General features: G+C 59.1%; 21 protein-coding genes. 11 read left to right on the top strand and 10 right to left on the bottom strand.

Features of this window, described 5'->3' with window-relative positions; genetic code table 11:
* Positions 1-51 precede the first annotated feature (51 nt).
* Entirely contained in the window at positions 52-456 is a 405-nt protein-coding gene (locus L1A08_RS08145; protein WP_238755835.1) for a diacylglycerol kinase family protein, read from the bottom strand.
* On the bottom strand, positions 453-1,874 hold the full coding sequence (locus L1A08_RS08140; protein WP_238755834.1) for a sulfatase family protein: 1,422 nt from the start codon (positions 1,872-1,874) through the stop codon (positions 453-455). The genes L1A08_RS08145 and L1A08_RS08140 overlap by 4 nt, the downstream gene beginning before the upstream one ends.
* 245 nt (positions 1,875-2,119) lie before the next feature.
* Between L1A08_RS08140 and L1A08_RS08135 the strand changes: the two genes are divergently transcribed.
* Positions 2,120-3,079: an alpha/beta hydrolase gene (locus tag L1A08_RS08135; RefSeq protein ID WP_238755833.1), complete on the top strand. Its 960-nt coding sequence runs from the start codon at positions 2,120-2,122 to the stop codon at positions 3,077-3,079.
* Between the two features lie 471 nt (positions 3,080-3,550).
* Complete coding sequence (acs, locus tag L1A08_RS08130; RefSeq protein ID WP_238755832.1) at positions 3,551-5,509, top strand: acetate--CoA ligase; 1,959 nt, start codon at positions 3,551-3,553, stop codon at positions 5,507-5,509.
* A gap of 289 nt (positions 5,510-5,798) precedes the next feature.
* Here the strand turns inward: acs and L1A08_RS08125 are convergent, their stop codons facing one another.
* Positions 5,799-7,118: a hypothetical protein gene (locus L1A08_RS08125; protein WP_238755831.1), complete on the bottom strand. Its 1,320-nt coding sequence runs from the start codon at positions 7,116-7,118 to the stop codon at positions 5,799-5,801.
* Between the two features lie 297 nt (positions 7,119-7,415).
* On the opposite strand from L1A08_RS08125, the gene L1A08_RS08120 reads away from it, so the two are divergent.
* Entirely contained in the window at positions 7,416-8,735 is a 1,320-nt protein-coding gene (locus L1A08_RS08120) for a Gfo/Idh/MocA family oxidoreductase (protein ID WP_238755830.1), read from the top strand.
* Between the two features lie 146 nt (positions 8,736-8,881).
* Here L1A08_RS08120 and L1A08_RS08115 read toward each other — a convergent pair whose 3' ends face one another.
* The 4 genes from L1A08_RS08115 to L1A08_RS08100 all read right to left on the bottom strand — a co-directional run bounded on the left by L1A08_RS08115 (position 8,882) and on the right by L1A08_RS08100 (position 13,058).
* Positions 8,882-9,931 carry an SDR family NAD(P)-dependent oxidoreductase gene (locus L1A08_RS08115; protein WP_238755829.1) on the bottom strand — a complete coding sequence of 350 codons (1,050 nt, stop codon included), beginning with the start codon at positions 9,929-9,931 and terminating at the stop codon, positions 8,882-8,884.
* A gap of 20 nt (positions 9,932-9,951) precedes the next feature.
* The gene (locus L1A08_RS08110) at positions 9,952-11,121 is read right to left on the bottom strand and encodes a zinc-dependent alcohol dehydrogenase (RefSeq protein ID WP_238755828.1); all 1,170 of its coding nucleotides are present in this window, start codon (positions 11,119-11,121) and stop codon (positions 9,952-9,954) included.
* Positions 11,122-11,202: 81 nt separating this feature from the next.
* Entirely contained in the window at positions 11,203-11,964 is a 762-nt protein-coding gene (locus tag L1A08_RS08105; protein ID WP_238755827.1) for an SRPBCC family protein, read from the bottom strand.
* An 83-nt stretch (positions 11,965-12,047) separates the two neighbouring features.
* Positions 12,048-13,058 carry an SDR family oxidoreductase gene (locus L1A08_RS08100; protein WP_238755826.1) on the bottom strand — a complete coding sequence of 337 codons (1,011 nt, stop codon included), beginning with the start codon at positions 13,056-13,058 and terminating at the stop codon, positions 12,048-12,050.
* 567 nt (positions 13,059-13,625) lie between these two features.
* Here L1A08_RS08100 and L1A08_RS08095 point away from each other — a divergent pair.
* On the top strand, positions 13,626-14,087 hold the full coding sequence (locus L1A08_RS08095) for a hypothetical protein (protein ID WP_238755825.1): 462 nt from the start codon (positions 13,626-13,628) through the stop codon (positions 14,085-14,087).
* A gap of 99 nt (positions 14,088-14,186) precedes the next feature.
* Positions 14,187-14,444 (top strand): hypothetical protein, encoded by a 258-nt coding sequence (locus tag L1A08_RS08090; protein WP_238755824.1) that lies wholly within the window; start codon positions 14,187-14,189, stop codon positions 14,442-14,444.
* 33 nt (positions 14,445-14,477) lie between these two features.
* Here L1A08_RS08090 and L1A08_RS08085 read toward each other — a convergent pair whose 3' ends face one another.
* Both L1A08_RS08085 and L1A08_RS08080 read right to left on the bottom strand, forming a co-directional pair.
* Positions 14,478-15,563, bottom strand: a complete 1,086-nt coding sequence (locus tag L1A08_RS08085; protein ID WP_238755823.1) for an NHL domain-containing protein — start codon at positions 15,561-15,563, stop codon at positions 14,478-14,480.
* A gap of 28 nt (positions 15,564-15,591) precedes the next feature.
* Positions 15,592-16,065 carry a hypothetical protein gene (locus L1A08_RS08080; RefSeq protein ID WP_238755822.1) on the bottom strand — a complete coding sequence of 158 codons (474 nt, stop codon included), beginning with the start codon at positions 16,063-16,065 and terminating at the stop codon, positions 15,592-15,594.
* A 136-nt stretch (positions 16,066-16,201) separates the two neighbouring features.
* On the opposite strand from L1A08_RS08080, the gene L1A08_RS08075 reads away from it, so the two are divergent.
* The 4 genes from L1A08_RS08075 (at position 16,202) to L1A08_RS08060 (ending at position 19,618) form a co-directional block, all read left to right on the top strand.
* The gene (locus L1A08_RS08075) at positions 16,202-17,635 is read left to right on the top strand and encodes a hypothetical protein (RefSeq protein WP_238755821.1); all 1,434 of its coding nucleotides are present in this window, start codon (positions 16,202-16,204) and stop codon (positions 17,633-17,635) included.
* Between the two features lie 89 nt (positions 17,636-17,724).
* Positions 17,725-18,108, top strand: a complete 384-nt coding sequence (locus tag L1A08_RS08070) for an HAD family hydrolase (protein ID WP_238755820.1) — start codon at positions 17,725-17,727, stop codon at positions 18,106-18,108.
* A gap of 9 nt (positions 18,109-18,117) precedes the next feature.
* The gene (locus tag L1A08_RS08065; protein ID WP_315860574.1) at positions 18,118-18,405 is read left to right on the top strand and encodes an HAD family hydrolase; all 288 of its coding nucleotides are present in this window, start codon (positions 18,118-18,120) and stop codon (positions 18,403-18,405) included.
* A 46-nt stretch (positions 18,406-18,451) separates the two neighbouring features.
* Positions 18,452-19,618 carry a glycoside hydrolase family 71/99-like protein gene (locus tag L1A08_RS08060; protein WP_238755819.1) on the top strand — a complete coding sequence of 389 codons (1,167 nt, stop codon included), beginning with the start codon at positions 18,452-18,454 and terminating at the stop codon, positions 19,616-19,618.
* Between the two features lie 10 nt (positions 19,619-19,628).
* Here the strand turns inward: L1A08_RS08060 and L1A08_RS08055 are convergent, their stop codons facing one another.
* Positions 19,629-20,510 carry an alpha/beta hydrolase gene (locus L1A08_RS08055; RefSeq protein WP_238755818.1) on the bottom strand — a complete coding sequence of 294 codons (882 nt, stop codon included), beginning with the start codon at positions 20,508-20,510 and terminating at the stop codon, positions 19,629-19,631.
* A 148-nt stretch (positions 20,511-20,658) separates the two neighbouring features.
* Here L1A08_RS08055 and L1A08_RS08050 point away from each other — a divergent pair, with 148 nt between their 5' ends.
* Positions 20,659-21,108 (top strand): hypothetical protein, encoded by a 450-nt coding sequence (locus tag L1A08_RS08050; RefSeq protein WP_238755817.1) that lies wholly within the window; start codon positions 20,659-20,661, stop codon positions 21,106-21,108.
* A 71-nt stretch (positions 21,109-21,179) separates the two neighbouring features.
* Positions 21,180-22,055, top strand: a complete 876-nt coding sequence (locus L1A08_RS08045; RefSeq protein WP_238755816.1) for an alpha/beta hydrolase — start codon at positions 21,180-21,182, stop codon at positions 22,053-22,055.
* The last annotated feature ends 25 nt before the right edge of the window (positions 22,056-22,080 follow it).

Here is a 22,080-nt window from a genome sequence, read left to right as displayed (position 1 = left end):
AACCAGTCGATGAGTTCTTGAAAGCGAACCAAAGCGAGACACTCCGTTTTACTACTTGAGCAGGGCAAACAACTTCGGGCCGAAGATGATCACCCCAATCACCACGGCTGTCATTGAGCTCAACAGAACGGCGCCGGCGGCGATATCCTTGGCTTCTCCGGTGAGGGGATGATCTTCGAGGCCGATGCGGTCGAGGGTACGTTCCAGAGCCGTGTTGAGGAGTTCGCTGACGAGGACGAAGGCGATGGTCAGGATGAGAACGATCCACTCCCAGGGGGCGAGTGTCAGCACGGCTCCGAGAATGAATACCGGAATCGCGAACGCGACCATGATTTTCAGGTTGCGTTCGCGTTTCAAAGCTCCGGTCAGGCCGCGGAAGGCACAGCCGAAAGCCGCCGGCAGACTGATCTGTCGATGACGCTGCGGCTCTCCGGGCTGTGGATCGGCGGTCGTCATCGCTGCAGCAGAATCGGTTGAGGGTTCTCGAAGATGCCGTGCGGCCGCACCTGATCGCTCGGCTCGCCCCGATCGCCCAACATCTTGCGGCCTTTGGCAGCGAGAGCAGTCAGACGTTTCACGATCTCGGGATGCTGATCGGCAACGTCGTTTGTCTCGCCGGGATCTTTTGCCACGTTGTAGAGCTGTTCGGGCTGCTGGCGAGTGCGATCGTTGGCGGACCGGGGACGCGTTTCGATCGGCAGGAAGAGTTTCCATTCGCCGGCTCGAACGGCCTGGAGTTGGTCCATCTGGTAGTAATAGAAGGCCTCGTAAGGGCTCTCGTTCTCTTTGCCCGTCATCAGGCCCAGGATGTCGTGCCCATCCCGCCGGGCATCGGATTTGAGCGGAGCTCCGCTCAGGCCGACGAAGGTCGGGTAGAAGTCCATCATCGTGGTCAGTTCATCACATTCGGTGCCGGCCGGGATGGTGCCGGGCCAGCTCATGATGCACGGGACACGCTGGCCCCCTTCATGCGTCGTGTAGCCCCAGCCTCCGAGCGGGCCGTTTGATCCCTGTTCCGGATTGCGGCGGGGAGCGCCGTTGTCCGACGTCCAGATGAGCAGCGTCTTTTCCGTCAGCCCAAGCTCTTCGAGAGTTTTCACAACCTGCCCGACGGACCAGTCAAGTTCTTCGATCGAGTCACCCCAGGGGCCGTTCTTCGACTTGCCGCGAAAGTCATCGCTGGCAAAGGGAGCCCGGGTACTGCCCGGCATACATTCGGGCATGTAGACGAAAAAGGGCTCGTCCTTATGCTCACGAATCCAGTCGCAGGCCGCCCGGTTCAGATCCCGCGTCAGCAGATTCCGGTCGACGGGAGCGGAAACGACTTCGGTGTTCTTCATCAACGGCAGTGGAGGCCAGATCTGACCTTCGCGCGGTGTCATGTCGTCGCTGTAGGGAATGCCTTCGTAATGGTCGAAACCCTGACTGGTCGGAAGAAACGGGGGCTGATCCCCGAGATGCCATTTCCCGAACGCGGCGGTCGAGTAGCCGGCCTGCTGCATATGTTCGGCGATCGTCCACTCCTGTGGATTGAGCCCGATCGGCGAAACAGGACGCAGAACCGCACCATCGGTAATCGCCATGTCGACCCGCTGGGGATAACACCCGGTCATCAGCGCCGCCCGGCTCGGAGTGCAGACGCCGCTGGCGGAGTAGAAGTGGGTGAACTTCCGACCGTTCTTCGTCAGCTGGTTGAGATGCGGTGTGCGGTGCTTTTCAGAGCCGAACGGTTCGATGTCCCCGTAACCGAGGTTGTCGCAGAGAATGAGGACGATGTTGGGCGGCGAGTCCGCGGCTCGCGATGGTGCGACGGCCATGGCCAGCACAGAAAAGATAGTGACAATCAGCGGAATCGTCGAAGTTCGGCAGTTCACGAAACAGTGCTCCTCGTTACAATCGAAACAGAGGCCGTTGATCTCAGCGATCACGACGCGGGCATTAGCCTGATGTCAGACGGTCTGCCCGCCCCGAGCGCTCCGCACAGCCTACCAGAGAATCCCACATGTTCGCGACTCAACGCCTCGTGGATTCAAATCCGTTCCGAATGACTGAAACGAATTGAAAGCCGTGCCAGCCCGCGCCTCTTCGCGCAGCGAGCTCAAGTACGGAGGTGACTCCCATGCCTTTGGATGATCAAGCCCGCCTGCTTCTCGACACCATTTCGATGTTCTCGTCCAGGCAGCTGCATGAAATGACGATCGAAGAAGCCCGCAGCCGCAAGCAACCGGTGCTCGGCGATTCGGAGCCGATGCATCAGCTGGAAGACATTCAGATCCCCACGCGGACCGGTTCCATTCCGGCTCGCGTCTACCGTCCCACGGCAGAGATCGATCCACATGCTCCGCTGATGGTCTTCATTCACGGCGGCGGCTGGGTGCTCGGCAAGCTCGACGATTACGACCAGCTCTGTCGAGCTCTGGCGGCGGCCACCGGTTCGGTGCTCGTCAGTCTCGACTACCGCCTTGCTCCGGAGTCCCCGTATCCCTGTGGGCTGGAAGACTGCATCGACGCCGTTGAAATGCTGACCGCTGCGGAATGGACCGCTCACCTCGACATCCTGCCTGATGCCGACAGCATGATCCTCGCTGGCGACAGCGCCGGGGGAAATCTGGCCGCCGTGGTGGCACATTCCTATCACGGCCACGGTCGTGTGCATATTGCCGGTCAGATTCTGCTTTATCCCGTGACCGACTGCGATCTCGGTCGCGCCTCCTATCAGACCAATGCTGAGGGCTATCTCCTGACCACGGCTGCGATGAAATGGTTCTGGGAGCATTACTGTCCCGATGAACTGCAACGGGGCCTGCCGACTGCTTCGCCGCTACAGATCGACTGCTGCGAAGGATTGCCGCCGACGTTCATTGTGACGTGCGAATTCGATCCCCTCCGCGATGAAGGGCATGCTTACGCCAATCGCCTGATCGACGCCGGCACCGACACGATTCATCACGACATCCCGGGGATGATCCACGGTTTCATGCGATATCTGCATACCTTCCCGCAGGCTCAGCACCTGGTGACCGAGATCGCCGAATGGGTCTCGCGAATCCCGGTTCCGAGTTCGACGATCCGCCGGTAAGGAAAGTGGGGGACAAGCCACGTCTTCCGTGCCCTATTTCATGAAATCATCCGATTTCGAAGAAATCTCAACCATGGCGCGGCCTCTTGTGACTTCGTCACCCGCCCGTAACGGACGGGCCACCCCAATCCGTTTCCAGAGGCTTTCTGAACTTCATGCCAATGGCCTGCGCCGGTATTGGTGAGCTGGGTTGTGGCCTGAATCTGTGAGCAGCATGCCCACGGCGAGCGTGGGGCTGGCACCCGCTGAGGAAAACTGCGTGGTCTGGGAAGTGGCTGACGTCGTTGACGACGCGAAAACGCATCTTTACTATCTGATGCCTTGCTGTTGATCGGTTCCCATTTTAATGTGACTGTGCTCGTGAATAGCCATTTCGCCGGGGGCTGAGACAGCCCTTTGCCACATAGCTCCGGGTGATTCCATCCGGCTCACCACGAAATCTTCGACGAATACAGTCTCTGGGAGCCCACCATGTCTGCGACCGATGCCGGCAATATCGAAAGCGTTCTGCACGAAACTCGCCTGTTCCCGCCTCCGGCTCATTTCGAGCCGCGAGTCAGTTTCCGCTCCGAAGCTGAATATCAGCAGGCCTGGCAGCACGCCAAGGACAACCCCGCCGAATTCTGGGGCGATCTGGCCAAAGAAAACCTGACCTGGTTCGAGCCGTTCCAGAATGTGATGTCGGGCGAGATGCCGGAAACGAAGTGGTACGAAGGCGGGAAAATCAACGCCAGCTACCAGTGCATCGATCGTCACATCGAAGCGGGTCACGGCAACAAGGCGGCTATCATCTGGGAAGGGGAGCCGGGCGACGTTCGCGTGCTCCGCTATCAGGATCTGCACCGCGAGGTCTGCAAGTTCGCCAACGTCCTGAAGCGGATGGGCATTGAAGCCGGCGATCGCGTCACCCTCTACATGCCGATGGTGCCGGAACTGGCGATCGCCATGCTCGCCTGTGCCCGCATCGGGGCGACTCACTCCATCATCTTCGGCGGTTTCAGCTCGGATGCCGTCGCTGATCGCAACAACGATGCTCAGGCGAAACTCGTCATCACGGCTGATGCCGGCTGGCGTCGTGGCAAAGAACTGCCGTTGAAAGCAGCCGTCGATGAAAGCCTCGAAAAGTCACTCAGCGTCGAGAAGGTGATCGTCTACCAGCGAACCGGCTGCGATGTCACCATGGTGCCCGATCGCGATTACTGGTGGCACGAGCTGATGGAGAATGAATCGGCCGACTGCCCGGCTGCTGAGCTCGACAGCGAACATCCGCTCTTCATTCTGTATACCTCGGGAAGCACGGGAAAGCCGAAAGGTGTGATGCACACCACGGCTGGGTACATTCTCGGTGCGATGATGACGACCCGCTGGGTCTTCGACCTGAGCCCGGAAGACACCTACTGGTGCACCGCCGACATCGGCTGGATTACCGGTCACAGCTACATCGTCTACGGTCCGCTGGCCAACGGGGCCACAACGATGATGTACGAAGGGGCTCCGAACTGGCCGGATGAAGGTCGTTTCTGGCAGCTCGTTGAGAAGTACCAGGTCTCGCTCTTCTACACCGCTCCGACGGCGATTCGTGCCTTCATGAAGTGGGGCGACCAGTGGCCGCAGCAGTACGATCTGTCGAGCCTGCGGTTGCTTGGCACGGTCGGCGAGCCGATCAATCCCAAGGCGTGGATGTGGTATCACACCACCATCGGCGGCGAGCGTTGTCCGATTGTTGATACCTGGTGGCAGACCGAAACGGGCGGCATCATGATCAGCCCACTGCCGGGAATCACCTCGACCAAACCGGGCAGCTGTACCAAGCCGCTTCCGGGCGTTGTGCCGGCTATTGTCGACGATCAGGGCAACGAAATCGGCGAGAATCAGGGCGGACTGCTGGTGATGACGCAGCCCTGGCCGCACATGTTGCGAACGCTCTACGGCGATCACGAACGGTTCAAGGATACCTACTTCTCCAAGATCGATGGCTGCTACTTTGCGGGCGATGGAGCCCGAAAGGATGAAGACGGTTACTACTGGGTGATGGGTCGCGTCGACGACGTGTTGAACGTCTCCGGGCATCGTCTGAGCACGATGGAAGTCGAGTCGGCTCTGGTCGCTCATGAAGCGGTGACCGAAGCAGCCGTGGTGGGCTTCCCTCACGATCTGAAGGGCGAAGGCATCTGCTGCTTCGTCTCACTGAAGACCGGTGACGGGGACGATGAGCTGAAGAAGGAACTGACCCAGCACGTCCGCAAGCAGATCGGTGCGATTGCGACGCCGGATCAGATCCGCTTCGCGGCTGCTCTGCCGAAGACCCGCTCCGGCAAAATTATGCGACGCCTTCTCCGCGACATCGCCGCCGGTCGCGAATCGGCGGGTGATACGACCACGCTGGAAGACTACACCGTCCTCGCCAAACTGCGGGACAGCGACGAGTAGTTCGCAGGTGAGATCAATCAGAAACGCCACTGTCGTCTCTTCGGCAGTGGCGTTTTTTGTGTCCTTGATGGGGGTGGCCCCGAAAGATTCTTTCGGGGCGGCGCAGCCGCGGGAGGCGTGCTGTTGGACGTGGTCATACAAAAAAGTAAGTCCCACGAAGGATCTCAAACCACGGACCATCCATGGCAACCGCCAGAGTGAACACGGGGGCCATTCAACGCGGCCGAACGAATACGACCGTTCCACAGGGCCCCGGTCGCGGAACAACCGGGGTTTCCTGCGTCCATTTTTAGTAGGCCTGAACCTGAATGCCGGGGATAGCTGCTTTCAGGGCTTCGATGCCTTCGTCGGTGACCTGCGTATTGCCCAGGTTCAGCCGCTTGAGGTTCTTCAGGCCGTGCAGCTGCTTGAGCCCTTCGTCGGTGACGCCGGTCAGTTTCAGGTTGAGCACTTCCAGATTCGTGAGCGGCTTGAGGTGCTCCAGAGCCGCGTCGCCGATTTGCGTGTCTTCGAGGTTCAGTTCGATCAGATTTGTCAGGCCGCTGATGTTCGCGAGTCCTTCATCGCTGATGCGGGTGAACCAGAGTTCGAGCACGCGGAGATTGCTCAGGTCTTTCAGGTGAGCCAGACCTTCGTCGCCGATGAAGGTTTCATTCAGGTCGAGAACTTCGAGTGTTTTCAACTTGCCCACATGAGCCAGTCCTTCATCGCCGATAACGGTGTCGCGAATCAGCAGCGTTTTCATGTTGGGGAGTCCGGCGATGTACTCGAACCCTTCATCCCCAACGTCATCACGCCGCAGGTGGAGCGTGTCGAGTTTTTCGAGCTTGCCGATCGGTTCAAGGGCCGCATCGTCAATCGAGGTGTCATCGAGTTCGAGCCCCTGCAGTTCAGGAATCGCTTTGGCGAGGGCAACTGCTCCCTCGTTCGAAACCACGGTCAGATTCAGGTTCACGCGACGCAATGTCGGGATCTCGGCCAGTGTTTTAGCCCCTTCATCGGTGACGTTGGTTCGTTCGAGTTTGACGCTTGAGAGCGAGTCGAGCTGTTTCAGGTGGGTCAGGCCGGCGTCTGTAATGTTCGTAAATCGCAGGTCGAGTTCGCGAAGCTTGTCCATGTCGGCGAGATGCTTCAGGCCGTCGTTGGAAATATCGGTCTGTCGCAGGCGAAGCACGACCAGATTCTTGAGTGGGGCGAGTTGCTCGAGTCCCTCGTCGCCGAAGAGTGTCTTTTCCAGCGACAGGAACTGCAGGTTCTCCAGCGAGCCGACCGCGGCCATTCCATCGTTGGTGAAAGCCGGTCCAGAGAGCGTCAGATGGGTGAGCGAAGGCAGTTTCTCCAGCAGAGGCAGCGTCTCATCGGAGCCCTGCGAGCCGGCGAAATTGATGCCGGTGATCTGAGCGGAATCGTTGCGGCTCAGCGACGCACCGGTCTTTTCCAGTTCAGCAACGGCTTCCGGATCGTCGGGTTCCGTGGGCGGAGCGGCTGGCTTTTCGCTGGTCGCAGTGGGTGCGCCGGTTTCCGGACTGGATGGTTGTTGGGGGCTGCAGCCCGGGAAGGTCAGAGTCGTCACCAGCAGAGCAGGGAGGAATCGAAGGAGCGTTTTCATTGGTGGCGAACTTTCGCGGCAGTGGTCAGGAGTCAATTGTCAGGAGGTTTCGAACCTCTCTTCTACGAGATTAACGCAGGTTGTGCGTCTGTTCAAACAGACTTCGCTCCGCGAGCGTAAGAATCGGCAGGCGTTGAGTTTTGCGTCCAGTGCCGGAAATGGCACCGTGACGCTTCAAACTCTCGTCTGAGAAATGATACGATGTGATCAGGACAACTTGATGTGTGGATCGGATGCTGGAATCGTGCGCGATTTTCCACGCGTCCGCCGCGCAGCCTTAATAGAAAGAGGACATCGATGACACGACAGAATTCCCGACGTGACTTCCTGAAGACTTCCGCAGCTGTCACGGCTGCATACTGGGTGGGCGGCTCGACCCGCAAATCCATGGCCGACGAAACTCCGATGCAGAAGATGAACTTCGGCTGTATCGGCGTCGAAGGCAAGGGATCCAGCGATACTGATTCGGCCGGCCGTTATGGCAATGTGGTCGCCCTGTGTGATATCGATGCCGATCGTCTCGACAAGAAGGCACGCCGTTATCGCGATGCGCAGAAGTTCTTCGACTTCCGCGAAATGATTTCCGAAATGGGCGACAAGATCGACGCCGTGACGGTCAGCACCCCGGACCACACGCACGCTGTGGCCGCCGCGACCGCCATGAAGGCCGGCAAGCACTGCTTCTGCCAGAAGCCGTTGACCTGGTCGGTCCACGAAGCTCGCGTGCTTCGCCAGCTCGCCAACGATCAGGGCGTCGCGACACAGATGGGGAACCAGGGAACGGCTGAGAACGGCCTGCGTGAAGCCGTCGAAGTTGTTCGCGATGGTGCCATCGGCGATGTGACCGAAGTTCACGTCTGGACGAACCGTCCGGTCTGGCCGCAGGGCGAAGGACGTCCGCCGGGACAGGAAGAAGCTCCGGAAGGCATCAAGTGGGATCTGTTCCTCGGACCAGCCCCGGAACGGCCCTACAGCCCGGCTTACCATCCGTTCAAATGGCGTGGCTGGCTCGACTTCGGCACCGGTGCTCTGGGCGATATGGCCTGTCACACCGCCAACATGGCCGTGATGGCTCTCGATCTGTTCGATCCGGAATCGATCGTCGCCGAGTCGACCGGGATTGTCGAAAACGAAACCTATCCGAAGTCGTCGACCATCACCTTCAAGTTCCCCAAGACCGACAAGCGTGGCCCGATCACGCTGTACTGGTACGATGGCGGACGTCGTCCGGACCTCGAAATCCTGGAAGGCGAAGACGTGCCGAACAGCGGCTCGATCCTCATCGGCAAAGAAGGGGCTCTGTTTTCTCCGAACGATTACGGTGCCCGTTATGTGCTGCTGCCGCGTGACAAGTTCAGCGACTACAAGAAGCCGGAACCGACACTTCCGCGTTCTCCGGGGCACTTCGAAGAGTTCGCGATCGCCTGCTCGGGCGGACCGGCTGCCATGTCGAACTTCAACTACGCTTCCCGTCTGACCGAAACCATCCTGCTGGGCAACGTTGCTCTGCGTGCTGATGGCGAAGTGAAGTGGGATGCTAAAGCCGGCAAGGTGACCAACGACGAAGCCGCCAACAAGTTCATTACCCGCGACTACCGTGAAGGCTGGTCACTCTAAGACCACCGGTGATAACCTGAATGCGAAAGGAGCCACTCTACCGGAGTGGCTCCTTTTCTTTTTGCAGGTACGAATCGTGAATGAGAGTGAGAAAGTGTCCGGCCCCGGTGATCTCAAAGACGCCCGGGACGATTTTTCCGCAGCGCTTACCGCGCCACTTCGTTGTTCCGCCGGGCGGCTCGCTGAGTGAGGGTTGTCAGCCACGATTCGGACCAGCGGGTTTCACATTCCGCTCCCCGTTTTTTCTCCTGACCGGTTCCGTTCGCGCCCGGCAGCATCCGATTCACGAGTCCCATTGCGTCGGCCCCCAGATTGGGCAGCAGGTTATACAGCTTCTCCGCCGCCCACATCGGAGCGCCGAGAACAGCAAACGCATCTCCGTACTGGCAGGCGCGGACAATCTTGCGGGCGGCGTTCTCGGCTCCGATGGTCAGGACCGGAATCGAGTCGGAGATTTTGAACAGCGTGTGTTCGAGTCGATGCTGTCCTTTGAAGTAGGCGTTGCGAACACTTCCGGTTCGCATCAGGCCGGGACAGATCGTCGTGACCGTGATGCCGTCCTGGAGCAATTCGGCTCGGAGTCCCATCGAATATCCCACGAGGGCGAATTTGCTGGCCGTATAGGGCAACAGGTGCGGTACGGCGATCCGTCCTCCGATCGACGAGATGTTCACGATGCGACCTTCGCCGCGAGCCCGCATCTGAGGCAGGATCGCTTCGGTCACGTACAGGGGACCATAGAAGTGGGTCTTCATCGCATCGTCGTAGTCTTCGAGTGTCATTGACTCGACGGGGCCAGCCTGAATGACGCCAGCGTTATTGATGAGAACGTCGATCGCACCGAATCGGGAGTTGATCTCGTCCACCATCTGGACGACCTGTTCGCAGTCCGTTACATCCCAGCGAACACAGGCGACTTCAGCGCCGCGCTCTCTGAGTTCACGGCCGGCTCGATCGAGGTCGTCCTCGTGGCGAGCGCTGATCACGATCCGAGCCCCGGCATCGGCGAGTTGTCGGGCGAGCACCAGCCCCAATCCGCGCGAGCCCCCGGTAATCAGAACCGTTTTCCCCTCGAAGTCATACCGAGTGAAGTGTCGGTAAGCAGCTCGACCAGCCAACGCCGCCCCGGCACCGGCGGCGGCGTAGCCAAGAAGTTGCGGCCAGTAATCGTTTTCCTGCCACGATCGTGTATTCATTCGAGTCTTTCCAATTCCGTTCAGGGCTTGAGGACGACCTTGATGCAGTCATCCTCTTTTTCCATGAAAGTCCGGTACATTTCGGGGGCACGTTCAATCGGCATGCGATGTGTGATCAGGTAGGACGGATCCAGCTCGCCTTCGCGGATGTAATCAAGCAGCATGGGGAGATAACGATGCACGTGTGTCTGACCCATCCTCAACTGCAGCGCTTTAGCGAACGCGACTCCCAGCGGGAACTTGTCGAGGAAGGCCCCGTACACGCCGGGGATGGAAACCGTTCCGCCCTTACGGCAGCTGTGAATGACCTGTCGAGCCACGTGGCCCCGATCGGTCGAGAGCATCATTTTTTCCTTGGCCAGATCGTACCAGGCATCGAGAGTCAACCCGTGCGCCTCGGAACCAACAGCGTCGATACAGGCATCGGGTCCGCGGCCGGAGGTCATCTCCTGGAGAGTTTCGAAGACATCGACTTCCTCGTAGTTGATCGTCGTGGCTCCGGTATATTCCTTAGCCAGTCGCAGACGCTCCGGAAAGCGATCGATACCGATGACCCGACCGGCTCCGAGCTTCCGTGCGCTCCACATCGCGAACTGCCCCACGGGGCCGCATCCCCAGACCGCGACCGTATCTCCTTCTTTGATGCCACAGTTCTCAGCCGCCATATAACCCGTCGGGAAGATATCGGAGAGAAACAGGACCTGTTCGTCACTCAGTCCGTCGGGAACCTTGATTGGTCCGACGTCGGCAAAGGGAACCCGAACGTATTCCGCCTGCCCTCCGGCGTACCCGCCCAGCATATGCGAGTAACCGAATAGCCCCGACGGGGAATGGCCGTAAATCTTCTCGGCCATCGCGGCGTTGGGATTCGAGTTATCACACAGGGAATACAGGTCGTTCTTGCAGTAATAACATCCGCCGCAGGAGATCGTGAAAGGCACGACCACGCGGTCACCAATACTGAGATTCTTAACTTCCGATCCCAGTGCGACGACTTCACCCATGAACTCGTGCCCCAGAATGTCGCCCGATTCCATGGTCGGAATACGATTCACGTACAGGTGCAGGTCCGAGCCGCAGATCGCGGTCAACGAAATCTTAACGATGGCATCGCGCGGGTTCACGATTTCAGGATCGGGGACGTTCTCGACGCGGACGTCTTCCTTGCCGTGCCAGGTGACCGCTTTCATGGTTGACTCCTCGAGGCGAGTGGTGTGTTTATGAAAAAGAGCGATTCGCGATCACTCGACGGATCGCGAATCGCTGAGTGCTCAGGCCTTCATTGCCGGTCTCTGCGCGTTGGTGGCAATCTCGCCGGACTCACAGATCTGCTTGAAGCGACGCAGATCTTCCTGCAGATCGTCTTCGAGTCCCTGTCCGACAAGATGAGCAATTTGAGCGACCATGTTTCCACCCGGCGGGTCGTATTTCAGGGTCACTTCGAGATCCGTTCCCTGACCCGTGGCAGACTTCCGGAAATGCACCGAGCCAGCCGTGTCGACTTGCGATCCGGGCAGCGACTGCCAGGCGATCACTTCGCCCGGTTTGTCGGTGATGATTTCGGCTTCCCATTCGAGTGTCTGCCCCATCGGTCCTCGAGCCGTCCAGCGTGAACGCTCCTTGTCGATGCTCTGCACCGAAACGAGATGACTCATCACATTGGGGAGGTTGCTTAACTCGCGCCAGAAGTCATAGAGTTCCTGCGGATCTCGGTTGATATGCAGCGTCCAGTTCACGCGGCGGCCGTGTTGGGCCCTGACACCGGGCCGATCGAAGTGACCCTCTTTGGTGTTAATGCCGAGCTGGTCGTAGACCATGCAGTGGCCGGTCCAGCCTCGATAGAGCAATGATCCGCCTGTCAGCATTCCGAGCCAGGAACCGCGACGAAGTCCGTACAGAAACACGGCTCCGCCGCCGATCAGCGAGGCCCACTGTTCTTTGCGGCTGACATTCTCAGTGTTGCAGCAGGAAGACGATGACGATTTCTGCTGGGGATGGGTGATCGATTTGTCGGTAAGCATGGACATGCTCATAGCGAATTCCTTTTGTCGAAGAACGACGTCGTGGTATGGGAACCGGTCGCAAACTGACGAGCCGGGGTGCTTTGTTCCTTGAATCAATGCCGTGGACGCAGCGAGCCAATCAGAGCCGCCGTCGCCAGACCGACGGACGCCAGAAGAGCACCTGTCGCCACCGGGTGCGTCACTGCTCTGGTGTAGAGGCTACTGTTCATAACGATTCCCGGATGGCTGCCGCGAACTTGTCCATCGCGTCCTGGTCCTGCCAGGGCACCGACGGTGTCTCGGGCAGGTTCGTTCCGCTGTTGCTGCTGCATGAGAATTCGTTCGCCAAAGAAGTCCGACAAACGAGGCATCACAGCCGCAGCCGTGGTCATCATCTTGCCGGCTCCACCGACGTTGATGTCTCGGCATTTGTGCTCAGCGGCATAGAGAATGGCGCGGGCCACCTCTTCGGGGGGATAAGCCGGATCCGGCAGCTTTGGTTCGCGCGGCAGATAGTTGCGGGCGTGCTGAGGAAACGGCGTATCGATGGAAGCCGGTTTGATTAACGTCAACGAGATCGGAAGATCTTCTTCCTCAAGTTCCATCCGGAGGGCGTCGGTAAAGCCCTTCACCGCGTGTTTGGTCGCCGCGTACATTCCCTGAAGCGGAATCGACATATCCGAGGCGATACTCCCCAGGTTGACAATCGCTCCCCCTTCGCGCTGGAGATACTCCGCCGCTGTGAGAGAACCGTAGACCAGTCCCCAGAAGTTGATATCGAACAGCTGCCGCAAATCTTCCTCAGGGATGTCTCTCAGCCGGCCGACGATCGACAGTCCCGCATTATTGACCCAGGTATCGATACGGCCGTATTTCGCGAGAGCGGCCCGGGCCAGCGCTTCGACCTGATCCCGCTGAGCGACATCGGTTTCGACGGCAATAGCCGAACCACCCCGCTGGCAGATTTCATCTTCGAGCTCCTGTAGAACTTCCGCATTCCGGGCGGCCAGAACAACACATGCTCCTCGTTCCGCTGCCATCCGAGCCGTGACCAGACCAATTCCGCTGGACGCGCCGGTAACGACAATGACCTGTTTACTGATCGGTTTGAGCTTGAGACTCATTCTTGAACTCCCTGTCGGGGGATTCCCGGTGAGATATCTGGGTATGGACGGACTCTGCCTCGTCTCCCGGAACCTCTCGCAAACGGTATACCGCAAAATCAGGGTGGTCGGAGCAGCTTCGTGTCAGGAGAGCGGAATCGAGCAATCGTGTCTGACTGGGCCGAAGAACAACCCGGATTTCAGTTCGATGACATCGGACTCGCCACGAGCCTCGCTGCTGCTCGCAAACTGATCATTGCGGCATCTCAGAAAGCAATCGCCCAGCGAAGATCAAGACTGGTCGATCGTGGACGACTGGGGTTTTCGAAGAATTCTCGTCTCCCGCACAGGGACATCGGTGTCCGGGAGGGCAGATGATGAAGCTCGTCGTGGAAAATTTTCTTGCAGGGAATTCAACGGGAGATTCCCCCGCAGGATGTGGAACTGAATTTGCAGGATGTTCCCGGGCTTCCGCGCAGTCGATTTCTTGCCAAACGAATGAGTAGTCACAGTGACGCGGAGACCGTGTATGGATAATCCCCTTTTCACTGTCCGACGACCGTACATAATTGAGGTAGGAGCGAGATCATGATTCCATCGACAGTTGGTCGAGTGCCGGCTCATACATCGGACGAAGTGAATGCCGAAATCCGACGGCAGATGGAGCAGAATGTCGCACGGTGTGCCGCCGGCGGGCCGGGGGCCATCGCCCGCCGTCTGCGTGAACTCGATGAAGAATGGGATATCGAGCGCACCTTGGAAGCCAATGCGGCTACCTTGTCGCTCATCGGACTGGGCCTGGGGGCGACCGTGAATCGTCGCTTTTATGCGCTACCGGCCGTTGTTACGGGCTTCCTCCTGCAGCATGCGATCCAGGGCTGGTGCCCGCCGCTGCCGGTCTTTCGACGGATGGGGTTCCGGACTCAGGCCGAGATTGAAGAAGAACGCTACGCCTTGAAGGCCTTACGGGGTGATTTTAACGGCATCTCCGGAGCCCCGGTTCACGCCGAACCGCAGCAGATCTCCCGAGCCGTCGAGGCTGTTCGATAGAAACAACGCTCCGCCGCACATATTCATGTCATCCACGAGGCGTCGCAAACCGAATCACAGCGAGTTTTCTAAAGCACAGATTTAGGAAGGAGTCATGATATGAAATGGCAATCGGCGACCCTGCTTGGTGAAGCAGCGGGATCAGTGACACAGTTTCTTTTAACCACCGCCAGGGAGTCGAGTGTCGGAGACCAGTTCGCTGCCGGGATCCTGAGCGATGACATCGGAGTTACTCTGCTCTCGTTGCTTCCCATTCCGATCGTGATTGGCGCCGTCGCGGCTGTCCACTACGCGTTTCCGGAAGAAGATAGCGAGTTGAGCGGAGGACTCTGGTCAGAATCGTACAAGGAAGGGTGAAGCAATTCCGGCATCGATTTTCGCTTTCGGACCTTACGGACGCCAGACCCGGACTCGGTGGTTGGAGCTGTCTCCGATATAGACTTCGTCATCGGGGCCAAAACAGACACTGTGCGGACGGTTTAAGCGGCAAGTGGACGGTTTCCCATCGGGGCCGTCGCCCTTCTGTCCGTTGCCGACCAGTGTGGTGATGATGCGGGTTTCCGCATCAATCCAGCGGATGGTGTGGCTCTCGGTGTCGGCGATGATCACGTTTCCGCGACTGTCGACAGCGATCCCTTTGGGCCCTGCAAGACGCGCTCGCCTTGCCGGGCCTCCATCACCGCTGTACCCATTCTTTCCGCCCACGCCGGCGACGTGCGTGATCTGTTCGGTTTGCAGATCAATCTTGTAAACCGCGTTCCCTTCCCGTAACGCCAGCCACATCGACTCGCCATCAAAGAAGAGAGCCCGGGGACCGCTTACCGGAATCGGCCCCAGCGTCGCGTCGGCTGGCAACGGTTTCTTCTGGCCATTGCCCAGGATCGTTGTGACGTTGCCGGTCTTTGCATCGACTTTGCGAAGGCGATGATTCGAGATGTCGCAGATGTAGAGGTTGCCGGCGTCATCGAAATCGATGGAGTGCGGACGGTCGAACTTCGCTTTCGTGGCCGGTCCGTTATCGCCGGAGAATCCTTTCTGGCCCGTTCCGGCGACTGTCGAAATCGTTCCGTCGCGATCGACCTTCCGCACGATGTGGTTCATCATCTCGACAAAGTACATGTTCCCCTGTTTGTCGAAACGAACTTCATAAGGCTCGAACAACTGGGCCTTCGTCGCCGGTCCACCATCGCCCGAGTAGCCCGATTTGCCGGTTCCCGCGACAGTGGTCACTTTGTTCGTCTTCAGGTCGATGCGGCGGACCACGTGATTCTTGGTTTCGCAGACATACAGAGCCCCATCGGGGCCGACGACCACGCCGAACGGTTCATTCGATGTCGCCTGCTCGGCTTTTCCACCGTCGCCGCTGTAGCCGGGTGTTCCGTTGCCGAGTAGCGTGACGACTTCGGCGGCCGAGAGCGAATGCGCACCCAGCGAGAACAGAAGCGCGACGAGCAGGATGCGGGAGAACGTTCTCATCAGTGGCCTTTCGATGGGGAAGAAAAGTTCAGAGCCAGTCCGCCATGATATCCATGATCTCCTCGGCCTCAAGCGTCTCGTGCGCCACGAGGTGATCAACCAGAGCCGCGGTCGCCGCCCAGCCGGAGTCGCTGTCGAAGAACCGATAGAGTTCAAGGGCCGTCTGTTCGATGTACTGCATGCGGGGGCGATCCTCCTTGAACAGCTTTCCCGCCCACCGCCAGGCGTCCCGCCAGTCCATCGCCCATTCCGGAACGACGGCGGGGTGAAAGGGTTCCTGACGATAGATCATCTCGGCCACCGGACCGGCCAGCGCGACCTTCACGCGATGTTCGACGCCACTCTTCGTCAACGGGCCATCGGGCCAGCAGATTGTGACATCGCCGTAGCGTTCGGGGCCGTCATCCCAGTCGGGATCGATGGTCATCGACTCCACTCGAGCGCCAAGCAGGCAGGCCATCACCGCGTGTCCCGCTTCGTGATAGGCGTTCAGTTCATCCATGGAGGAATTCGTTCAAGAGGTTTGAGATCGGTCGGGCAAAAAAGCGGCCCGTCGCTTGTTCCGCCGCTGTGGAAATGACAGAGTATAACGACCTGCCGGCAATCTCCTCATGCTTTCCTCACGCGAAAGGGCTGCCATGTTCTCTCCGAAACGGATGCTGCTGCTGACTCTCCTGGTCTGCTTTCCCGCAACTCTCCCCGCGGCCGATGCCGAGGGCAAGAAACAGTTTCTTGCCGGATCCGCGACGAGCAATATCACGCCACCACTCGGCGAACCCGTGGTGGGGGGCTGGGCTCCCGAGCCGGCGACCAACATTCACGACGAACTGCACGCCCGCTGTCTGGTTCTGAACGACGGTTCCACGAAGGTCGCTTTCGTGATCTGCGACATTCTGTATATCGCCCGGGACGTGTGCGATGAAGCGCGGCAGTTGATCGCCGACGAAACCGATATCCCGGCAGAGAACATTTTGATCGCCGGAACGCATACCCATTCAGCGACGCCCGCCACCAGTGAGAACTATCGTCCGTTTCTTGTCCGTCGCATTGCAGATGGCGTTCGCCGGGCCCTCGTCAATCAGGTGCCGGCTCGGATTGGCTGGGGTTCTGTCGATGAACCGAGAGAAGTCTTCAACCGCCGCTGGTACACCACCGATCCGGAGCAGCTGAAGAATCCGTTTGGTGGAATGGACAAGGTGCGGATGAACCCGTCCCGGGGATCGGCGACGCTCGTTCGTCCCGCCGGCCCGATTGATCCGGAAGTTTCGTTCATCAGCGTGCAGACGGTCGACGGAGAGCCGCTGTCGTTGCTGGCGAATTACTCGCTGCATTATGTCGGCGGGGTGCGAAGGGGCGAAGTCTCGGCCGATTACTTCGGCGTCTTCTCCCGCCGGATTGCGAAACTGCTGGGAGCCGCTCATCCCGAGTCCCGGTTCGTCGGCATGATGTCGAACGGAACGAGCGGGGATATCAACAACATCAACTTCCGCGAGAAGTCACCGCGTCAGGAACCTTACGAGCAGATGACAAAGGTAGGCGAGCTGCTCGCTCAACGTGTCTACGACGCCCAGAAAGATCTGGAATATCAGGACTGGGTGCCGCTCGGGGTCGCGACGCGCGAACTGACGCTCAAGCATCGTAAACCGGATGAGGCGATGCAGAAGTATTTCGCGGAGATTATGGAGCAGCCGGAAGACAAAGTGGTCTACCATCGCCACGAGCGAACTTATGCCGGCCGCGTTCAGAAGCTGCTCGAAGGCCCGGACTCCAGCGACATTCTCCTGCAGGTGATTCGCATTGGCGATCTGAGTATTCCGGCGATCCCCTTCGAGACGTTCGCCGAGATCGGCCTGGAGCTCAAAGAGAAGTCGCCGTTTGCAGACACGTTCACGATTGAACTGGCCAACGGTGCGTATGGCTATCTGCCGACGCCGGAACAACACGAGCTGGGTGGCTACGAAACGTGGATGGGAACCAACCGCGTTCAGCTCGATGCTTCTGAACGGATCACTGAGGTTCTGTTCGACCTGATGGACGAACTGCGCGACACACAGAAGGTTGCCGCCGAGTAATCGAATTTCGAGAATCGAATTTCAACAAGTGATTAAGCCGGAGGACTTCGCTGCTCGGGTCACGGCATCTTTTTGTCTGGTGCTGTGAAATGCATTTTCAGGTTCTTGCGACCGATTACGACGGAACGATCGCCCACGACAGTCGGGTCGATGAGGCAACGCTGCAGAGTCTGCGGCAGCTCAAAGAGTCGGGCCGAAAGCTCGTGCTCGTCAGTGGGCGGCAGCTGGAATCGCTGCAGGGCGACTTTGCCCATCTCGACCTGTTTGATCTGGCGGTGCTCGAAAACGGAGCCCTGCTGTTCGACCCCGCTACGGGCGTGGAGACAACTCTGGCTGCACCCCCGCCGCCGGAGTATGTGGCTCGACTGCGGGAACGCGGCCTGAGGAATCTGGCTCCTGGTCGCGTGATCATCGCCGGCAGGGTGCCCGATCACGAGATCATGTTCGAGACGATTCACGAATTGAATCTCTAACTCCAGGTCATCTTCAACAAAGCGGACGTGATGGTCCTCCCGACCGGCGTCAACAAGGCGACCGGTCTGCGGGTGGCTCTGGATCAACTGGGGTGTACGGCCTGGAACACGGTCGGCGTCGGAGATGCCGAGAATGATGAGAGTCTCTTTGAATTCTGCGGACTCTCCGTCGCGGTCGCCAATGCGTTGCCAGCCGTGAAGGAAATGGCCGATCTGGTGATGGACCATAAACGGGGAGCCGGCGTGATGCAGTTGATCGATCGGATGCTGGCGGGCGACCTGCAGGTTCAGGGATGAGTTCGTCGCCTCTCCACTGATAACCAAGACAATCGGGAATCGCTCCATGAAGTTCAGACTTTTGCTGATCGTGGCCCTGTTGTCCTGCTTCCCGATGCTCTGCCGCGCAGCCGAACCGGGGCCACAGTTTCTCGTCCATTACATGCCGTGGTATCAGGCGAAGCCGTTCAGTGAGAGCTGGGGCTGGCACTGGACGATGAATCATTTCGATCCGGAGACGACGGAGAACGGAAAGCGTCAAATCGCTTCAAAGTATTACCCGCTGATCGGTCCGTACGACTCTGCCGATCCTGATGTGCTCGAGTACCAGACTGCGTTGATGAAGCTGTCGGGGATCGATGGCGTCATCGTCGACTGGTACGGTCGCACCGATCTCTGGGATTACGCGCAGCTGCATCGGAATACCGAACTGCTGATCGAGGCGGCTCGAAAAGCGGAACTCGGCGTCGTGATCTGCTACGAAGACCAGACGATCCCCGCTCTGGTGAAAGAGGGGCGGCTCAAAGAGAGCGAGCGGGTGTCGCATGCCGCCGGCGAAATTCGCTGGCTGACCGAGAAGTGGTTCCAGCTCGACAACTACGTTCGGCTCGACGGTAAACCGGTGTTGCTGTCGTTCGGACAGTCGGGGCTCACCAACGATGAGTGGTCGGTCTGTCTGCAGTCGGTCGAGATGCCGATTGCATATTTCAGTCAGAACCATCGCCGGGCAGCGGCTGTCGGGGCCTTCGACTGGCCGTTGCCGCAGCAGGGGCTGAAGGCGATTGAACGCTTCGAGAACACCTCCCGCGACTGGCCGCATCGGATTCCGGTCGCATTCCCGAGGTTCGTTGATATCTACGCTGAAGCGGGCGTGCACGAGAGCTGGGGGCGTATCGACGATGCCTCCGGCCGCACGTTTCAAACCACCTTCCGACAGGCCCTTGCGATGTCGCCGGAGTTGATCCAGATCGCGACCTGGAACGACTGGGGTGAAGGAACGCAGATCGAGCCGAGTGTCGAAATCGGCTACCGGGATCTGGAAGTTCTGCAGTCGTGGAAGCGATCCCGACAGGACAGCTTCACCGCAAGCCCCGCTGACCTGCGGCTGCCGCAACAACTGCTGGAACTCCGAAGAACCGGCGAGATGCCCGACAAGCTCCTGGACCAGATCCATACGCATCTGATCCGGGGAGAGATCGAACAGGCGCGTCAACTGTTTCCCAACGCAGATTGAACGGGCCGGCTTACTGCTTTTCCAGCCAGCCGAGCGAGACGAGGAATTGATCCATCTTCTCGACTGTGTCCTGATAGTCTTCCTTGCTGCGACCGTAGTTGAAGAATCCGTGCGGGCGGTCGGTGTAGCCGTGCAGTTCGCAGCGGTGCCCCGCCTTCTTCATCGCTTCACAGAACCGCTCCACGTTCTCGAACGGCACGGTCGTATCGCCAGTGCCGTGAAAGATGATCGTTGCCGGCGTCTCTTCGTGAATGTGCTGCAGCGGAGAAAGCTCCTCGGCTCGATCGCCCAGTTTTCGGCTGCCGGCCGCCCAGCCTTTGTCCGTGGTATCGACGACGGGATTGAAGAGGACCAGCGCGTCCGGCTGCGAGGAGATGCTCCTGTCTTCGCTGGCGGCGTCGAATCCCTTCAACGTGGCGGTTGAGGCGGCGACATGTCCGCCGGCTGAGCCTCCCCCGGCGGCGACTCGCTTCGGATCGATCTGATAATCGGCGGCATGCTCGCGAATCCAGCGAACAGCCGAGTTGCCATCTTCGACGCACTCGAATGGGGTCGTCTCGTGCTTGTTCTTGATGCGGTACTCGGCAGCGATGGCGACCATGCCCCGATCGGCCAGATGCCGGCAATGCGGGTAGAACTGCGAGGGCGATCCGCTGACCCAGCCGCCGCCAAAGAAGAAGACAATCGCCGGCTGCGGCGACGAAGATTCGGTTTTCGGTTTGAAGATGTGCAGCTGCAGTTTGCCCTGAGGCGTGGTCTTGTAGTCGACCGTTTCGTCAGGCCGGGGCAGAGACGACTTGCGATCGGCGGCTGAGGTTTCAGCAGCAGTCGCGGCGACGAGGCAGCCGAGGGAAAAGACGATGCAGAACGCGCGAACCGAAGCGGAAATCATGAGCGATGCCCTGTCTAAGTGGGGAACAGTCAAGTGGTTGCGGAATGCGGACCAGCGAATGACGGCAAGGTGAACTTGCATCTTAGGTAGGAAAGGAGGATGATCCAAGAAAGAACATCTGTTTTTCCGTAACGCTGCTGAAGAGCTCATGGACGTATCACTCCCGGATTCCCCCCACTTCCGCAATCTTGTGGCGATTGTGTTTGGACTGACAGCCGGGGCGATCGTGGTCGGCTCGGTCGAAGCAGTCGGCCACGAAATCTATCCCGCGTTGACGGAACTCGATTTCGAGGACGAAACGCAGATGGAACAGGTCCTGTTCGAAGCCCCGGCTTCCGCATTTCTGTGGGTGATTGCCGCCTGGGCTCTCGGGATCTGCAGCGGATGCCTGGTGGCGGGAGTCATCGGTGCTTCGCAGGGAACCTTCTGCTGTGTCGTGCTGGGGGGCATTTTCGTGTTCATGGCCGTTACGATGCTGTCGGAAATCCCCGCGCCGCGCTGGTTCGTCTTTTTCGGCCTGCTGACCCTGGTGCCCGGCGGAATCGCCGGCTGGTGGCTTTCGCAGAAAACACTCGATCGCCTCCGCAGAGCCGGCTGAAATTCAGCGGGTCGACCTGCGTATGGTGCCTTCCTCTCTCTAGTTGACGTAGAAACTCCGGAGTAGCCTCGATGAGATTCTCGCTTGTTCTGTTTCTGGCTTTGATCACCGCTTCGGCGGTTCATGCGGCTGATGATTACATCCTCGGCCCCGATTCCTATCCGCAGCCGGGCGTCCCGAAGGGAGAGCTGGCGAAGCATTCCTTCTCCGACAGCAAGGTCTTCGAAGGCACCGTTCGCGATTACTGGGTCTATGTCCCGGCTCAATACGACGGCTCCCAACCGGCCTGCGTGATGGTCTTTCAGGACGGCTGGGCCTACTGCAATCCGAATGGTCAGGTGCGGGTGACGAATGTCTTCGACAATCTGATTCACACAGGCGAGATGCCGGTCACGATTGGGCTGTTCATCAACCCGGGGGAATTCCCGGCGAAGAAGGAAGGCCAGAAACCGAGCCGGAACCGCAGCTTTGAGTACGATACGCTCAGCGACGATTATGCCCGGTTTGTCATCGATGAAATGCTGCCCCTGCTGGCCAAAGACTACAAACTGACCGATCAGGCCGAAGGCCGGGCGATCTGCGGAGCCAGCTCTGGCGGGATCTGTGCCTGGACCGTCGCCTGGGAACGCCCGGACTACTTCCACAAGGTGAGCAGTCACATCGGCAGCTTTACGAACATCCGCGGCGGGCATGTCTATCCTGCGTTGATTCGCAAGACCGAGAACAAGCCGATCCGGATTCATCTGCAGGATGGTTCGAATGATCTCGACAACGAGCACGGCAACTGGCCGCTCTCCAATCTGCAGATGGCGGCTGCTCTGAAGTTCAAGAATTACGACTATCATTTCGTGTATGGCGACGGCGCTCACAACCGCAAGCATTCCGGGGCGATCTTCCCGGATGAAATGCGGTGGCTGTGGCGTGACTGGAAAGAAACGATCAAATAACTCCGCGAGTTCATCGTGGCTTATG

The sequence above is a fragment of the Rubinisphaera margarita genome, from assembly GCF_022267515.1.
GTDB lineage: Bacteria > Planctomycetota > Planctomycetia > Planctomycetales > Planctomycetaceae > Rubinisphaera > Rubinisphaera margarita.
This window is presented reverse-complemented; position numbering and strand designations above follow the sequence as displayed.

Bases quoted from the DNA above. Each gene is read 5' to 3' on its own strand.
- L1A08_RS08145 (WP_238755835.1), bottom strand. From the start codon at position 456: ATGACGACCGCCGATCCACAGCCCGGAGAGCCGCAGCGTCATCGACAG.
- L1A08_RS08135 (WP_238755833.1), top strand. From the start codon at position 2,120: ATGCCTTTGGATGATCAAGCCCGCCTGCTTCTCGACACCATTTCGATG.
- acs (WP_238755832.1), top strand. From the start codon at position 3,551: ATGTCTGCGACCGATGCCGGCAATATCGAAAGCGTTCTGCACGAAACT.
- L1A08_RS08125 (WP_238755831.1), bottom strand. From the start codon at position 7,118: ATGAAAACGCTCCTTCGATTCCTCCCTGCTCTGCTGGTGACGACTCTG.
- L1A08_RS08120 (WP_238755830.1), top strand. From the start codon at position 7,416: ATGACACGACAGAATTCCCGACGTGACTTCCTGAAGACTTCCGCAGCT.
- L1A08_RS08115 (WP_238755829.1), bottom strand. From the start codon at position 9,931: ATGAATACACGATCGTGGCAGGAAAACGATTACTGGCCGCAACTTCTT.
- L1A08_RS08110 (WP_238755828.1), bottom strand. From the start codon at position 11,121: ATGAAAGCGGTCACCTGGCACGGCAAGGAAGACGTCCGCGTCGAGAAC.
- L1A08_RS08105 (WP_238755827.1), bottom strand. From the start codon at position 11,964: ATGAGCATGTCCATGCTTACCGACAAATCGATCACCCATCCCCAGCAG.
- L1A08_RS08100 (WP_238755826.1), bottom strand. From the start codon at position 13,058: ATGAGTCTCAAGCTCAAACCGATCAGTAAACAGGTCATTGTCGTTACC.
- L1A08_RS08095 (WP_238755825.1), top strand. From the start codon at position 13,626: ATGATTCCATCGACAGTTGGTCGAGTGCCGGCTCATACATCGGACGAA.
- L1A08_RS08090 (WP_238755824.1), top strand. From the start codon at position 14,187: ATGAAATGGCAATCGGCGACCCTGCTTGGTGAAGCAGCGGGATCAGTG.
- L1A08_RS08085 (WP_238755823.1), bottom strand. From the start codon at position 15,563: ATGAGAACGTTCTCCCGCATCCTGCTCGTCGCGCTTCTGTTCTCGCTG.
- L1A08_RS08080 (WP_238755822.1), bottom strand. From the start codon at position 16,065: ATGGATGAACTGAACGCCTATCACGAAGCGGGACACGCGGTGATGGCC.
- L1A08_RS08075 (WP_238755821.1), top strand. From the start codon at position 16,202: ATGTTCTCTCCGAAACGGATGCTGCTGCTGACTCTCCTGGTCTGCTTT.
- L1A08_RS08070 (WP_238755820.1), top strand. From the start codon at position 17,725: ATGCATTTTCAGGTTCTTGCGACCGATTACGACGGAACGATCGCCCAC.
- L1A08_RS08060 (WP_238755819.1), top strand. From the start codon at position 18,452: ATGAAGTTCAGACTTTTGCTGATCGTGGCCCTGTTGTCCTGCTTCCCG.
- L1A08_RS08055 (WP_238755818.1), bottom strand. From the start codon at position 20,510: ATGATTTCCGCTTCGGTTCGCGCGTTCTGCATCGTCTTTTCCCTCGGC.
- L1A08_RS08050 (WP_238755817.1), top strand. From the start codon at position 20,659: ATGGACGTATCACTCCCGGATTCCCCCCACTTCCGCAATCTTGTGGCG.
- L1A08_RS08045 (WP_238755816.1), top strand. From the start codon at position 21,180: ATGAGATTCTCGCTTGTTCTGTTTCTGGCTTTGATCACCGCTTCGGCG.